The organism is Brevundimonas sp. UBA4553 (assembly GCF_002387245.1).
GTDB lineage: Bacteria > Pseudomonadota > Alphaproteobacteria > Caulobacterales > Caulobacteraceae > Brevundimonas.
On sequence record NZ_DGLD01000001.1, the window covers coordinates 134,786 to 149,531 of the forward strand.

The window sequence follows — 14,746 nt, forward strand, 5'->3', positions numbered from 1 at the left end:
ACCGCCCGTATCCGGCGGCGTCCGCCGGAGACCTGCATGACCGAGACCAAGACGCCCGCTTCCGAGGTCGCGGCCTTGCAGCCGTCGCCGAAAGGCCTGGGCGTCCTGAAGGCGGCCTTCCGCGAGCGGCGCACTCTGGCCATGCTGCTGCTCGGCTTTTCCGCCGGCCTGCCCTTCGCCATGCTGTTCGGCACCCTGAACGCCTGGCTGTCGGATGCAGGCGTCTCGGTGGCCACCATCGGCGTCCTGTCCTGGGTGGGGCTGTTCGGCGCTTTCAAATTCCTGTGGTCGCCGTCGGTCGGCCTGACCCCGCCCATCATCGGCCGGATGGGGCGTCGTCGGTCGTGGCTGATCCTCTGCCAGGTCGTCCTGGTGGGGGCGCTGCTGACCATTGCCCTGTCGCATCCGGGCACGGGCGCCATCGCCCTGCTGGCAGGGGCGGCGGCGCTGGGCGCCTTCGCCTCGGCGACGCAGGACATCGTCATCGACACTTGGCGGATCGAGGTTGCGGACGAACGCGTCCCGGTGGATCTGCTGTCGACCGTCTATCAGCTGGGCTTCCGCACGGCGGCCCTCGTCGGCGGCGCGGGCGCCCTGGTGCTGGCCGACACGGTGGGCTGGTCGGCGACCTTCGTCATCGGCGCGGGGCTGATGGGACTGGGCGTTCTGGGAACCTTGATCGCGCCGGAGCCCAAGCCGGCGGCCCGGCAGGCCATCGCTCGCGAACGCATCGGCTCGCCGCGTCTGCGCATGATCGCGCTGGCCGTCACCCTGGGCGCCTGGGCCTGGGCGGCCTTCATGCTGGTCCGCTTCATGGTCACGGCGCTCAGCGTGACCCCGGCGCCCAGCGCGGGGGAGTTCACCGCCACCTGGGGGCCGTGGATCGTCGGCGGCGCGGTCATCCTGCCGGCCCTTCTGGCGGGGCTGATCGTCTGGCGCGGCGGCAAGGTTGGAGCCGTTCAGGCTGAACGGGACGCTCCGCCCTTCATCAACACCCTGTATGACGCCATCCTGGCGCCCCTGGTCGAGCTGATGGGGCGCCTGGGCTGGGGGGCGGTCATCGTTCTGGGCCTGATCCTGACCTACCGCATCACCGACGGCGTCTGGGGGCCCTTCGCCTTCCCCTTCTACATGGGCGACACGGGCGGCGCCCTGGGTCACACCAAGACCGAGATCGCCCTCGCCTCCAAGACCTTCGGCGTGGTCATGACCATCCTGGGCATCGGCCTGGGCGGCTGGGCCCTGCTGGTCATCGGCCGCATGGCCAGCCTGTTGCTGGGCGCGGCCCTGTCGGCGGCGACCAACCTGCTGATGATGGATCTGGCGCTCGGCGCCCCGGTGATCCACGGCTTCATGACCGCGACCGGTCTCTACAAGCTGTTCGGCCTGTTCCACGTCGGCGAGCCCCTGGCGCGGCTGATGCTGGCCATCGCGGGCGAGAACATCGCCGGCGGCTTCGCCGGCGCGGCTTTCGTCGCCTATCTCTCGGCCTTGTCGAACAAGATGTTCGGCGCCGTCCAGTTCGCCGTCTTCACCTCCCTGGCCCTGCTGATCGGCACCTTGGGACGGGGGGCTCTGGGCGAGCTGATCGAGCGTCAGGGTTATGCGGCCATGTTCGTGATCGCAGCCTGGCTGGGCGTCATCGCCGTGGTGTTCTGCGCCATGGAATGGGTGCGCCTGACGGTGGAGCGTCGCCGCCTGAATCCCGAGGCCTGAGGCTGAAACGCAAGGAGGCGGCCCGAAGGCCGCCTCCCGTCGTGTTCGTTGTCGGGTCCGGTCACTCCTCGACCGGCGCTCCTTCGGCATAGGCGGCGAAGGTGGCGGCGGTGATGATCTCGTTGACCGAGGCGCCCAGGGGCACGATCTGCACCGACTTCTCCAGGCCGACCAGCAGGGGGCCGATCACGGTGGCGCCGCCCAGCGACTGCACCAGACGGGTCGAGATGGCCGCCGAATGGATCGCCGGCATGACCAGGACGTTGGCGTCGCCGGTCAGGCGCATGAAGGGATAGTTGGCGCGCGCTTCCGGATTCAGCGCCAGTTCGGGCGGCATTTCGCCCTCGTATTCGAAGTCGACGGCCATGCTGTCCAGGATGCGGATGGCCTCGCGGACCTTCTCGCCGCGATCGCCGGGAGGATCGCCGAAGGTCGAGTAGGACAGGAAGGCGACACGCGGCGTGCGGCCCAGCTTCTTGACCGTGGCTGCGGCCTTGATGGCGATCTCGGCCAGTTCGGCGGCGTTGGGCAGTTCGTGGATCGAGGTGTCGGCCACGAACAGGGTGCGGCCCTTGGCCAGCAGGATCGACAGGCCGATCATCCGGTCCGTGACGTCGAGGACGCGACGGACCTCCTTCAGGGCCATGTTGAAGTTGCGGGTCACGCCGGTGACCATGCAGTCGGCCTGACCCCGGGCGATCATGGTGGCGCCGAAGTAGTTGCGGTCCTGGTTAATCATGCGCTGCACGTCGCGACGCAGATAGCCGCGGCGGTTCAGGCGCTCATATAGCCAGTCGGTGTATTCGACGTTGTTGCCCGAGGTGCGGGCGTTGACGATCTCGATGCCCAGCTCGTCGAAGTTCAGGCCGGCTTCGGCGGCGTTCTGACGTATCAGGTCCTCACGGCCGACCAGGATGGGCGTGCCCAGCTCGGCCTGCTTGAAGGCCCAGGCGGCGCGAATGACCGCCTGCTCCTCGCCCTCGGCGAAGACCACGCGCTGCTTGGGACCCGAGCGCACGGCCGAGGAGATCTTCTGCATCAGGGCGGCGGACGGATCGACCCGCTGCTTCAGCGAGATGCGGTAGGCGTCCATGTCGGCGATCGGCTTGCGCGCCACGCCGGTTTCCATCGCCGTCTGGGCGATGAAGGGCGGGATGTACCAGATCAGGCGCGGGTCGAAGGGGGTCGGGATGATGTATTCGGGGCCGAACTTCAGCTTGCGTCCGCGATAGGCGGCGGCGACCTCGTCCGGCACGTCCTCGCGCGCCAGCGCCGCCAGGGCGTGGGCGCAGGCGATCTTCATCTCGTGGTTGATCTGGCGTGCGCGCACGTCCAGCGCGCCGCGGAACAGGTAGGGGAAGGCCAGGACGTTGTTGACCTGGTTCACATAGTCCGAGCGGCCAGTGGCGATGATGGCGTCCGAGCGCACCGACTTGACGTCTTCCGGCGTGATTTCCGGGTCGGGGTTGGCCATGGCGAAGATGATCGGGTTGGGCGCCATGGAGGCGACCATATCCTTCGAGATCGCGCCCTTGGCGGACAGGCCCAGCACCACGTCGGCCCCGACCATGGCTTCGGCCAGGGTCCGCAGATGGGTGTCGGTGGCGTGCGCGGCCTGCCATTGCGAGACGTTCGAGCGCCCCTTGTAGATCACGCCTTCACGGTCGCAGATGACGGTGTTCTCGGCCTTGACCCCGGCGGCCTTCATCAGGGCGATGGACGACAGGCCGGCGGCCCCGGCGCCCGACAGGACGACCTTGAGGTCCTCCAGCTTCTTGCCGACGATATGGGCCGCGTTGATCAGGCCGGCGGTCGAGATGATGGCCGTGCCGTGCTGGTCGTCATGGAAGACCGGGATGTCCAGCAGGTCCTGAAGCTGGGCCTCGATCTCGAAGCACTCCGGGGACTTGATATCCTCCAGGTTGATGCCGCCCCAGGTGTCGCCGATGTTCTTGACCACGGTGACGAACTCGTCCGGGTCGGTGGTCTTCACTTCGACGTCGAAGCTGTCGACGTCGGCGAAGCGTTTGAACAGGACCGACTTGCCCTCCATCACCGGCTTGGACGCCATGTGGCCCAGATTGCCCAGACCGAGGATGGCGGTGCCGTTCGAGATGACGGCGACCATATTGCCCTTGGAGGTGTAGTCGTAGGCCTTGTCCGCATCGGCGGCGATGGCCAGGACCGGCACGGCCACGCCCGGCGAATAGGCCAGCGACAGGTCGCGCTGGGTCGCCATCGGCTTGGTCGGCGCCATGGAGATCTTGCCCGGGATCGGATCGCTGTGGAACTCCAGCGCGTCGTCGTCAGAGAAGGTCTGTTTGTCGGTCAGTTCGGGCATTTCGATCTCGGGAAGGGCAGGCGCTCCTTGTTCCTAGATCGTGGGACGGGTGGGGACAACCGTTGACGCCGCGTCAGGGTCGATTGCTCAGGCCTGTGGCAAAAGCCCCGTGCGCTCGACCTCGACCGGGCCGGTCATGAAGACGTGGCCGGAAGTCTCGTCCCAGTCGATCGTCAGCTCGCCGCCGTCGACGACCACTGTCGCCTTGCGCTCGGTCAGACCTCGCCGGGCCGTGGCCACCAGGGCGGCGCAGGCGCCGGTGCCGCAGGCCAGGGTCAAACCCGCGCCCCGCTCCCACACCCGCAGCCGGATATGGTCGCGGTCCAGCACCCTGGCGAAGCCGACGTTGACGCCCTGCGGGAACAGGGGGTGATGCTCGACCAGCGAACCCGATCCGCGCACGAAGGCGTCGTCCTGCCGGTCCGTGAAGAAGACCACGTGGGGGTTGCCCATCGAGACCGCGCCCGGCGTGTGCAGCAGGGGGGCGTCGATCGGCCCGACCTGGAGTTCGATGCCGCGCGTGTCCATCTCCTCGGCCAGCGGCACCTGATCCCACTCCAGACGCGGCGCGCCCATATCCACGGTCACCAGATGATCGCCAGCGCGCCGCGCCGTGGTCGGTCCCCCGAGGGTGTCGATCACCACCTCTTCCTTGTCGGTGGCCTCCAGCAGCAGCCAGCCGACGCAGCGCAGGGCGTTGCCGCAGGTCTCGACCATGGAGCCGTCGGCGTTCCACACCCGCATGAAGGCGTCGGCCGTCTCGGACGGTTCGACGCCGATCAGCTGATCGAAGCCGCCCAGGCCCGCCGCCGGGTCGGCCAGGGCGCGCACCTGGGCCTCGTCGGGGTGAAAGCCCTCCTCGAAGGCCTGAACGACGATGAAGGCGTTTCCGGCGCCGTTCATGCGGATATAGGGGCGAGCAGCCTGGGTCATGATCGCCTTCATATAGGATTTTTCGCCGGTTCATGTATCGCTGGCGACGATGGCGCCCGATCAAATCCAAACCGGTCAATCCGAAGGTCTGCGGCTGAGGGCGCGGCTACGCTATCTCTATCACGGGACCCAGCCGGCGGCGGTCAAGTTCCGCCTGATGGTCATCGTCGTCGACCTGATCATCATCGGCTTCTTCCTGGCCACGCCCATTCTCCGGGAGGCGGGCTGGGCCTTCTATGTCGCCGACTATCTGATCGCCGCCATTCTGGGGCTGGACCTGGCGGCGCGGGCCTACGCCTATTCCGACATCCGCGACTGGCTGAAGCGGCCGATCGTCTGGGTCGATCTGTTCGTGCTGGCGACCCTGCTGTTCCCGGTCTGGCTGGCCAACCTCGGTTTCCTGCGGCTGCTGCGGCTGTGGAGCCTGCTGAACAGCGATCTGTTCTGGCGCACCATCGGCCGTCGCTTCGACGATACGCGGGTCGAGGAGATCACCCGGGCCCTGGCGGCCCTGATCACCTTCGTCTTCGTTGTGACCGGCTTCGTCTACGCCTATTTCCGGGGCAAGGCCGAGCATATCAACGGCTATCTGGACGCCCTCTATTTCACTGTGGCCACCCTGACGACGACCGGATTCGGCGACATCACCCTGCCGGGCAACGGCGGGCGGGTCATCTCCATCGTCGTCATGCTGGTGGGCATCACCCTGTTCATCCGGCTGGCCCAGACCCTGATCCGGCCGCACAAGGTCAAGTTCCCCTGCCCGACCTGCGGCCTGCAGAAGCACGATCCCGACGCCGTCCACTGCAAGGCCTGCGGCCAGATCCTGTGCATCCCCGACGACGGCGACTGAGCCGCGCTGCGACGAAAGATGACAGGCTTGTAAGATTTCCGCCGCTTGCCGCCGCCGTCGCGCCTCGCCAAGGTGCCGCCAGATTTCTGTTGGGGCCCAATTCTGTTGGGAAATGAAACATGATCCGCACACTGGCGTCTGCCGCCGCCCTTCTTCTCGCCGCCGGAGCCGCACCCGTCGCCATGGCCCATCCTGCTGAATCGCCCGCTGCGGCCTCGACCGCGCCCGGCTTCGCCACCAGCGACGCGACCGATCCCTACATCTGGCTGGAAGAGGTCGAAGGCGAGCGCGCCATGGACTGGGTCAAGGCCCACAACCAGACCTCGCTCGGCACGCTGCAAGGCGACCCGCGCTATGAGGCTCTGCACCAGCAGGCCCTGGACATCGTTCAGGCGCGTGACCGCATCCCGTCGCCTGGCTTCACCCATGACGGTCATGTCGACAACTTCTGGCAGGACGCGACCCACGTGCGCGGCATCTGGCGCCGCACGACTCTGGACTCCTATCGCACCGACGCGCCGCAATGGGAGACCATCCTGGACGTCGACGCCCTGTCGGCCGCCGAGGGCGCCAACTGGGTCTACAAGGGCGTGACCTGCCTGCCGCCCGAAGAGCGCTACTGCCTGCTGTCCCTGTCGAACGGCGGCAAGGACGCGGTGACCATCCGCGAGTTCGACAGCGTCACGAAAACCTTCGTCGAGGGCGGCATCAGCCTGCCGGAATCCAAGGGCGGCGCCGCCTGGATCGACAAGGACACCATCCTGATCTCGCGCGACTTCGGCGAAGGCTCGCTGACCGACTCCGGCTATCCGCGCACCGTGCGCCTGCTGAAGCGCGGCCAGACCGTCGATCAGGCGGTCGAGGTCTTCGCGGGCCAGAAGACCGACGTCTCGGTCTCTGGCTACACCCTGCGCGACGCCGACGGCGTGGTTCAGGCGGTTCTGCTGAACCGCGGGATCAACTTCTACGAGAGCGAAACCTGGCGCCTGAACGCCGACGGCACGACGACCCAGCTGGAGCTGCCGCTGAAGGGCAACATCAACGCCCTGGTCGCCGGCCAGATGGTGGTGACCACCGATCAGGACTGGACCGCGCCCTCGGGTCAGGCGTTCAAGACCGGCGACGTCATCGCCTGGAACCTCCAGGCCTGGCTGGCCGACCCCAAGACCCCGGCGCAGCTGGTCATCCGACCCGGCGAGCGCGAGGCGATCGAGGGCATCAACGCCACCCGCAACACCCTGGTCGTGGCGCTGTATGAAAACGTGCGCGGCTCGGTCTACGTCTACCGCCCGAACCCCGCGGGCGAATGGGCGCGCACGCGCCTGGACCTGCCCCAGAACGTCACCGTCGGCGTGGGCTCGGCCTCGGAGCAGGACGACAAGATCTTCGTCACCGTCGCCGGCTACCTGAACCCGTCCAGCCTCTACCTGGCCGATGCGTCAACGGGCGCGGTCGCCCTGACCAAGTCCCTGCCGGCCAAGTTCGACGCGACCGGCATGCGGGTGGATCAGTTCGAGGCCCGCTCGGCCGACGGCACGATGATCCCCTACTTCGTCGTCCACAAGGACGCCATGGCCATGGACGGATCGAACCCGACCCTGCTCTACGGCTACGGCGGCTTCCAGTCGTCGCTGCTGCCAGGCTATTCGCCGACCGTCGGCAAGCTGTGGCTCGAGCGCGGCGGCGTCTATGTCATCGCCAATACGCGCGGCGGCGGCGAGTTCGGTCCGAAATGGCACCAGGCGGCCCAGCAGGAAAACCGCCAGCGCGCCCACGAGGACTTCCAGGCCGTGGCCCAGGACCTGATCGCGCGCAACATCACCTCCCAGCCGCACCTCGGGATCATGGGCGGCTCGCAGGGCGGCCTCTTCATGGGCGCCATGCTGACCCAGCGCCCGGACCTGATCAACGCAGCGGTCATCCAGGTGCCCCTGTTCGACATGCTGCGCTTCCACAAGCTGCTGGCCGGCGCGTCGTGGATCGGCGAGTACGGCAACCCGGACATCCCCGAACAGCGCGCCTGGATCGAGGCATACTCGCCCTATCAGCGACTGGCGGCGGGCCAACCCTATCCCGAGGTCTTCATCCACACCTCGACCAAGGACGACCGCGTCCACCCCGGCCACGCCCGCAAGGCGGCGGCGCGACTGGAAGAGCTGGGCTATCCCGTCCTCTTCTATGAAAACACCGACGGCGGCCACGCGGCCGGCGCCAACCTGCGTGAAACGGCCCGCCGCATCGCGCTGGAGTACACCTACCTGACGCGTCGTCTGATGGACGAACCGGCGCAACAGTAGGTGTCTCTGCCGTTCATCCCCGCGGAGGCGGGGACCCAGGTTTGAGCCACGCGCTCGGACCTGGGACATGAGCGAACACCTCGGCGGCGGCTCGTCTGGCCAAAGTTCTGGGTCCCCGCCTCCGCGGGGATGAGCGGAGAAAACCATGAAGTCCCTCTTCCTCACCGCCGCCCTGCCGGTGCTGATCCTCGCCGCTGGTCCGGCCCTTGCTGAGGGAGGCCTGACCCATGCGCCCGGCGACCCGGCCGCAGCCGCCGCGACCAACCCGCCGCCGCACTTTCCGCGCGACCTGACGCCCGAGGGGGTCAAGGCCGCTGACGACCATCTGGCGCTGGAAGAGGTCGACGGCGCCGAGGCCCGGGCCTTCGTCGCCGCCTCGAACGAAAAAGCTCTGTCGGCTCTGACCGGGGACCGTCGCTACGAGCCCTTCCGCCAGCAGGCCGAGGCCATCCTGACGGCCACCGACCGCATCCCCGGTGTCAGCTTCCTGGGCGAAGGTCTTGGCAATTTCTGGCAGGACGCGGCCAATCCCAAGGGCGTCTGGCGCCGCACGACGCTGGACAGCTATCGCACCGCCCAGCCGCAGTGGGAGACCCTGCTGGACATCGACGCCCTGGCGAAGGCGGAGGGCCGCGACTGGGTGTTCAAGGGCGCCAACTGCCTGGCGCCGGACGAGACCCGCTGCCTGATCAACCTGTCGGACGGCGGCAAGGACGCCGTGACCGTCCGCGAGTTTGACCTGACCACCAAGACCTTCGTGGAGGGCGGCTTCGTCATTCCCGAAGGCAAGCACCGCCTGACATGGCTGGACCGCGACACCCTGCTGATCGCCACCGACTTCGGCCCCGGCACGATGACGGAGTCGGGCTATCCCTTCATCGTCAAATCCCTGACGCGCGGCCACCCTCTGGCCCACGCGACCGAGGTCTATCGCGGCCAACAGTCCGACGGCGGCTACGGCGTCTCGCCCATGGTCTTCCGTGACAAGGCCGGCGTGGTCGAGGCTGTCCTGTTCAGCCGCCCGCTGGACACCTTCCGCTCGGAAATCTGGGAACTGGTCGACGGCAAGACGGTCAAGCTGAACCTGCCGGAGCGGGTGTCCGTCGAGGGGGTGATCGGCGGTCGACTGGTCTTCTCCAACGAGCAGGACTGGAGCGTCCTGGGGCGTGATTACAAGGCCGGATCGCTGCTGGCCTTCTGCCTGCCTTGCCTGCATCCGCAGACCTCGGGCGATATTGTCATCACCAATGGCGCGCCCGTGATCTTTGCGCCGTCCGAGCGTCAGTCGATCGCCAGCGTGCAGATCATGGCCGATCGCGTCGTGGTGGTGATCAACGACAACGTCGTGGGCCGCCTGGCCGTGTTCGAGGATAGGGGCGAATGGGGCTGGCCTCGCACCGACATCGCCGTCCCCGCCAACAGCGCCGTGGGTCTGGGCGACAGCTCCAAGGCCAAGGGCCAGGTCTTCGTCTCGACCCAGGGCTTCCTGACGCCGCCGACCCTCAGTCTGGCCGATGTCGCCACCGGCGCCCTGAGCGAGCTGAAATCGGCCCCCGCCAAGTTCGACGCCTCGACCCATGTGGTCGAGCAGTTCGAGGCGACCTCGACCGACGGGACCAAGATCCCCTACTTCGTCACTCGTCCGAAGGATCTGGCGATGGACGGGACAGGCCCGACCATCCTGTTCGGCTACGGCGGCTTCCAGGCCAGTTTCCCGCCGGCCTACAAGCCCGAGATGGGCAAGCTGTGGCTGGAGAACGGAGGGGTCTTCGTTCAGGCCAATATCCGCGGCGGCGGCGAGTTCGGCCCCGGCTGGCACCAGGCGGCCCTGCGCGAGAACCGCCAGCGCGCCTTCGACGACTTCGCCGCCGTGGCCCGCGATCTGGAGCAGCGCAGGATCACCAGCCCGCGCCACCTGGGCATCTATGGCCGCTCGAACGGCGGGGTCCTGACGAGCGTGTCGATCACCCAGCACCCGGAGCTGTTCAACGCGGCGGTGATCGAGAGCCCCTTGATCGACATGCTGCGCTATCAGGACCTGCCGGCCGGCGCCTCGTGGATCGGCGAGTACGGCGACCCGCGCATTCCCGGCGACGCGGAGTTCATCGCCCGCTATTCGGCCTATCAGCAGCTGCGGCCCGAGGTGAAATACCCGCGCGTCTACATCACCACGAACACGCGCGACGACCGGGTCCACCCCGGCCACGCCCGCAAGTTCGCGGCGCGTCTGGGCGATCAGGGCCACGACCACCTCTATTTCGAGGACACCGCCGGCGGCCACTCCAACGACGCCGACCCGGTCGCCAACGCCCGCCGCTGGGCGCGGCACTACGTCTATCTCAGCCAGCAGTTGATGGACTGAGGCGGTTCCACCCTTCACGGACTTATGAGCAGCGCAGACGCATCGAGGGGGTAGGATCGCCGGATGACGGCACGGGGTTCGATCAGGATCGGGATGATGGCGGCGGCTCTGGGCGGGGCCGGCCTGCTGACCGGCGCGGCCGCCCCGCCGTTCGAGCGCGACGCTCCCGTCCAGCCCGTCGTGGTCGAGCTGTTCACGGCCCAGGGCTGTTCCGGCTGTCCCGACGCCAACCGCACGCTGGAGGCGGTGGCGGACGAGCCCGGCGTCATCGCCCTTACCTATGGCGTCGGCTACTGGGATTATCTGGGCTGGTCGGACACCTTCGCCAAGCCCGAATTCACCGCGCGCCAGCAGGCCTATCGTCAGGCGCTGAAACTGAGAAACGTCTCGACGCCCCAGGTGGTGATCGACGGACGGCGACATCTGTCGGGCGCCCGACCGCCCGAACTGCAAGCCGCCATCGACGCCGAGGCCGCCAGCCGCCTCTGGCCGCCCGAGATCGAGTTCCGCGAGACCGGCGACCGGGTCGGTGTCGGCTCGGGTCGCCCGCCCGCCGGCGGGGCCGAGGTCATGGCCGTGGTCTATCAGCCGGGTCTGCAGACGGTCGAGGTCCGGCAGGGCGACAATCGGGGCCAGGCGGTGCGTCACATCAATGTGGTGCGCGAGGTGAAGCGGCTGGGCGACTGGACGGGCCGACCGGCCCTTTTCGTGCTTCCGACCGATTCCGCCACGCAAGACAACGTCGTAGTCCTGGTTCAGGCCAAGGCGGACCGTCGCATTCTGTCCGCCGCCCGTCGGGTGGAACCCGCGCGCGATTGAACCGCTGACCGAAAGGGTCTAAAGGCCCGCGGCTCTTGATGGGCGCGCCCTTCGCGCGACCCGGAGGTTATGCATGGCCGGGGACACGCCCCGCGGCGACGCCGAGACGTCCGCCGCAAAAGCTTCCGAACAACCGAACGCCCAGACTCCGAGTCCCCTCGGACACGGCAAGGCGACGCATCGCGCCCTGATCCTGGGCGCCATCGGCGTGGTGTTCGGCGACATCGGCACCAGCCCCATCTACGCCCTGCGCGAGGCCATCGGTCACGCTCAGAAGGGCGTCGGCGGGGAGCTGGCCATTATCGGCGTCGTCTCCCTCGCCTTCTGGGCGCTGATGATCGTGGTGACGTTCAAATACGTCATGTTCCTGATGCGGGCGGACAACAAGGGCGAGGGCGGCACCCTGTCGCTGATGGCCCTGGCCCAGCACGCGATCGGTCGACGCAGCGCCTGGCTGTTCATTCTCGGCGTCTGCGGCGCAGCGCTGTTTTACGCCGACGGCGTCATCACTCCGGCCATTTCGGTGCTGTCGGCGGTCGAAGGGCTGAAGGACGCGCCGGGCCTGAACGGCGAACTGGACCCCTTCATCCTGCCGATCTCGGCGGGCATTCTGATCGCCCTCTTCCTGGTCCAGTCGCGCGGCACGGCCGGTCTGGCCAAGCTGTTCGGCCCGATCACCGCCGTCTGGTTCCTCAGCCTGGGCGTTCTGGGCCTGACGCACATCTTCGACGACATCTCGATCCTGCGCGCCCTGTCGCCGCTGTATGGCGTCGAGCTGCTGCTCAAGGACGGCTTCCTAGGCTTCGTCATCCTCGGCAGCGTCTTCCTTGCCGTCACGGGGGCCGAGGCCCTCTATGCGGACATGGGCCATTTCGGCAAGGCGCCGATCCGTCAGGGCTGGCTGTTCGTGGTCCTGCCCTGCCTGACGCTCAACTATCTGGGCCAGGGCGCCTTCCTGCTGGACAACCCGGGCGCAGCCGACAACCCGTTCTGGAACATGGTGCCGCAGGTGATCTACTGGCCCATGCTGATCCTGGCCACGGCGGCCACGGTCATCGCCAGTCAAGCGGTCATCACCGGCGCCTTCTCGGTGACGCAGCAGGCGGTCCAGCTGGGCCTCCTGCCCCGTATCGACATCCGCAACACCTCCGAGACCCTGGCCGGCCAGATCTATGTGCCCGCGGTCAACAGCCTGCTGATGATCGGCGTGCTCTTCCTGCTGCTGACCTTCCAGTCGTCGCACAACCTGACGGCGGCCTATGGCGTGGCCGTCACCGGCACCATGCTGGTCAACACCCTGATGTCTTTCTCGGTAGTGACCAAGAAGTGGCGCTGGCCGATGTGGGCCGTTCTGGCGGTCCTCATTCCCTTCGGCTTCATCGACGCGGTCTTCCTGACCTCCAACCTGCTCAAGATCCCCGACGGCGCCTGGATGCCTCTGGTGCTGGGCGGCGGTCTGGTGCTGATCATGTGGACCTGGGTGCGCGGCACCCAGATCCTGACCGAGAAGACTCGCAAGGACAGCCTGCCGCTGCATGACCTGATCGAGATGCTCAAGGCCCGTCCGCCGCACCGCGCGCCGGGCACGGCCATCTTCCTGACCTCGGATCCCGAGGTCGCGCCGGTGGCCCTGATGCACAACCTCAAGCACAACAAGGTTCTGCACGAGAAGAACGTCATCCTGACCGTCCACACCGCCGACCGCCCGCGCGTTTCCGACAGCCAGCGGGTGTCGATGGAGCCGATCAGCGACGACTTCAAACGGCTGACCATCACCTACGGCTTCATGGAGACGCCGAACGTGCCGCGCGCCCTGGGCCTGTGCCGCCGGCAGGGGCTGAAGTTCGACATCATGTCGACCAGCTTCTTCCTCGGCCGTCGCTCGGTCGTGCCGTCGGCGCGTCAGGGGATGCCGTTGTGGCAAGACAAGCTGTTCATCTTCCTGATGCGCAACGCGGCCAACCCGACCGACTTCTTCCATATCCCTCCCGGCCGCGTGGTCGAGCTGGGCACGCAGGTATCCGTATGAGTGGTGGCGCCCCCAAGGGTAAGAGTTCGGCTGCGCGCGGTCGCCGCATGGCCGAGAAGTCGCGCCCGCGTCGCGAGGCCCAGCCCGAGGTGGTCGCCGACGATCCCCACGCGGACATCGGGGTCGAGGCCCGTCTGGTCGCCGGCGTCCTGCTGAACGCGGCGCTGGAGAAGCGGGCCGGCATGGACGAGGCCCTGGCCCAGTCGCCGGCCAAGGATCTGGCGGGTCCCGACCGCGCCTTCGCGCGCGCCGTGGCCATGGCCGCGCTGCGCCGTCTGGGCGAGATCGACCAGATTCTGGATCGCCGTCTGCAGAAGGCGCCCCCGGCGCCGGTGCGCACCATCCTCCGCATCGCCCTGGCCCAGACCCTGGTGCTGGAGACGCCCGCCTTCGCCGCCGTCTCCACGGCCGTGAAGCTGGCCGAACGCGACGCCAAGACCCGCCCCTACAAGAACCTGGTCAACGCGGTCCTGCGCGGCGTCGGTCGTGACGGTCCCGGCCTGACGACGGCTGAATCCAACCTGCCCGATTGGTTGGCCGCCCGCTGGAAGGGCGCCTATGGCGAGGCTGCCCTGGTCGGCCTGGCCCTGGCCACCCGTGACGAACCCGCCACCGATCTCAGCGCCAAGCCCGGCGTCGATCTGGCCGTCCTGGCGCAGGACGTCGAGGGCGAGGTCCTGCCCGGCGGCACGGTCCGCACCGGCAAGCGCGGCGATGTGGCCGCCTGGCCGGGCTTCGACGCCGGCGACTGGTGGGTTCAAGACGCCGCTGCGGCGGTCCCCGCCCGTCTTCTCGGCGCCAGACCGGGCGAGACGGTGCTGGACATGTGCGCCGCGCCGGGCGGCAAGACCCTGCAACTGGCGGCTGCGGGCGCCGAGGTCACGGCCCTGGACCGATCGCCGGCCCGCCTGAAGCGCCTGAAACAGAATTTCGACCGCACCGGCCTGCCGGTCGAGGTCGTCGCCGTCCCGGCGGAAGACTGGGAGGACGAACGCACCTTCGACGCCGTCCTGCTGGACGCGCCCTGCACCGCCACCGGCACCTATCGCCGCAACCCCGAAGTGCTGCGCGCCACCCGCCCCGCCGAGGTGGCCAAGCTGGCCGACGTGCAGCACCGCCTGCTGGACGTCGCCGCTGACAAGGTGAAGCCCGGCGGGCGTCTGGTCTATTGCGTCTGCTCGCTGGAGCGCGAAGAGGGCGAGACCCAGGTCATCGCCTTCCTGCGCCGCAACCCGGCCTTCCGCACCGTCGCCGCGGTCCCCTCCGAGGTCGGCGCCCCCGACGAGGCCCTGACCCCCGAAGGTTGGCTGCGCATCCTGCCCTCGCAATGGGCTGAACGCGGCGGCGTGGACGGCTTCTTCGTAGCGAAGCTGGAGCGGATCGAGGGCTAGATCCT

Annotated in this window: 9 protein-coding genes; 7 read left to right on the forward strand and 2 right to left on the reverse strand. The window is 68.1% G+C overall.

Features of this window, described 5'->3' with window-relative positions; genetic code table 11:
- Nucleotides 1-36: 36 nt before the first annotated feature.
- The gene (locus tag B4A39_RS00700; RefSeq protein WP_292032164.1) at nt 37-1,716 is read left to right on the forward strand and encodes an AmpG family muropeptide MFS transporter; all 1,680 of its coding nucleotides are present in this window, start codon (nt 37-39) and stop codon (nt 1,714-1,716) included.
- A 61-nt stretch (nt 1,717-1,777) separates the two neighbouring features.
- Here the strand turns inward: B4A39_RS00700 and B4A39_RS00705 are convergent, their stop codons facing one another.
- The gene (locus B4A39_RS00705; protein WP_292032166.1) at nt 1,778-4,057 is read right to left on the reverse strand and encodes an NADP-dependent malic enzyme; all 2,280 of its coding nucleotides are present in this window, start codon (nt 4,055-4,057) and stop codon (nt 1,778-1,780) included.
- 87 nt (nt 4,058-4,144) lie between these two features.
- Nucleotides 4,145-4,990, reverse strand: coding sequence for a diaminopimelate epimerase (dapF, locus tag B4A39_RS00710; RefSeq protein ID WP_292032167.1), 846 nt, complete (start codon nt 4,988-4,990; stop codon nt 4,145-4,147).
- Nucleotides 4,991-5,039: 49 nt separating this feature from the next.
- Between dapF and B4A39_RS00715 the strand changes: the two genes are divergently transcribed.
- The 6 genes from B4A39_RS00715 to B4A39_RS00740 all read left to right on the forward strand — a co-directional run bounded on the left by B4A39_RS00715 (nt 5,040) and on the right by B4A39_RS00740 (nt 14,741).
- Nucleotides 5,040-5,843, forward strand: coding sequence for a potassium channel family protein (locus tag B4A39_RS00715; protein WP_292032169.1), 804 nt, complete (start codon nt 5,040-5,042; stop codon nt 5,841-5,843).
- A 119-nt stretch (nt 5,844-5,962) separates the two neighbouring features.
- The gene (locus B4A39_RS00720) at nt 5,963-8,140 is read left to right on the forward strand and encodes a prolyl oligopeptidase family serine peptidase (protein ID WP_292032171.1); all 2,178 of its coding nucleotides are present in this window, start codon (nt 5,963-5,965) and stop codon (nt 8,138-8,140) included.
- 145 nt (nt 8,141-8,285) lie between these two features.
- Nucleotides 8,286-10,502: a prolyl oligopeptidase family serine peptidase gene (locus B4A39_RS00725; RefSeq protein ID WP_292032173.1), complete on the forward strand. Its 2,217-nt coding sequence runs from the start codon at nt 8,286-8,288 to the stop codon at nt 10,500-10,502.
- A 63-nt stretch (nt 10,503-10,565) separates the two neighbouring features.
- The gene (locus tag B4A39_RS00730; protein ID WP_292032175.1) at nt 10,566-11,321 is read left to right on the forward strand and encodes a DUF1223 domain-containing protein; all 756 of its coding nucleotides are present in this window, start codon (nt 10,566-10,568) and stop codon (nt 11,319-11,321) included.
- Nucleotides 11,322-11,394: 73 nt separating this feature from the next.
- A complete protein-coding gene (locus B4A39_RS00735) occupies nt 11,395-13,350 on the forward strand; it encodes a potassium transporter Kup (RefSeq protein WP_292032177.1) in 1,956 nt (651 codons plus the stop codon).
- Nucleotides 13,347-14,741 carry an RsmB/NOP family class I SAM-dependent RNA methyltransferase gene (locus B4A39_RS00740; protein WP_292032180.1) on the forward strand — a complete coding sequence of 465 codons (1,395 nt, stop codon included), beginning with the start codon at nt 13,347-13,349 and terminating at the stop codon, nt 14,739-14,741. The genes B4A39_RS00735 and B4A39_RS00740 overlap by 4 nt, the downstream gene beginning before the upstream one ends.
- Nucleotides 14,742-14,746 lie beyond the last annotated feature (5 nt).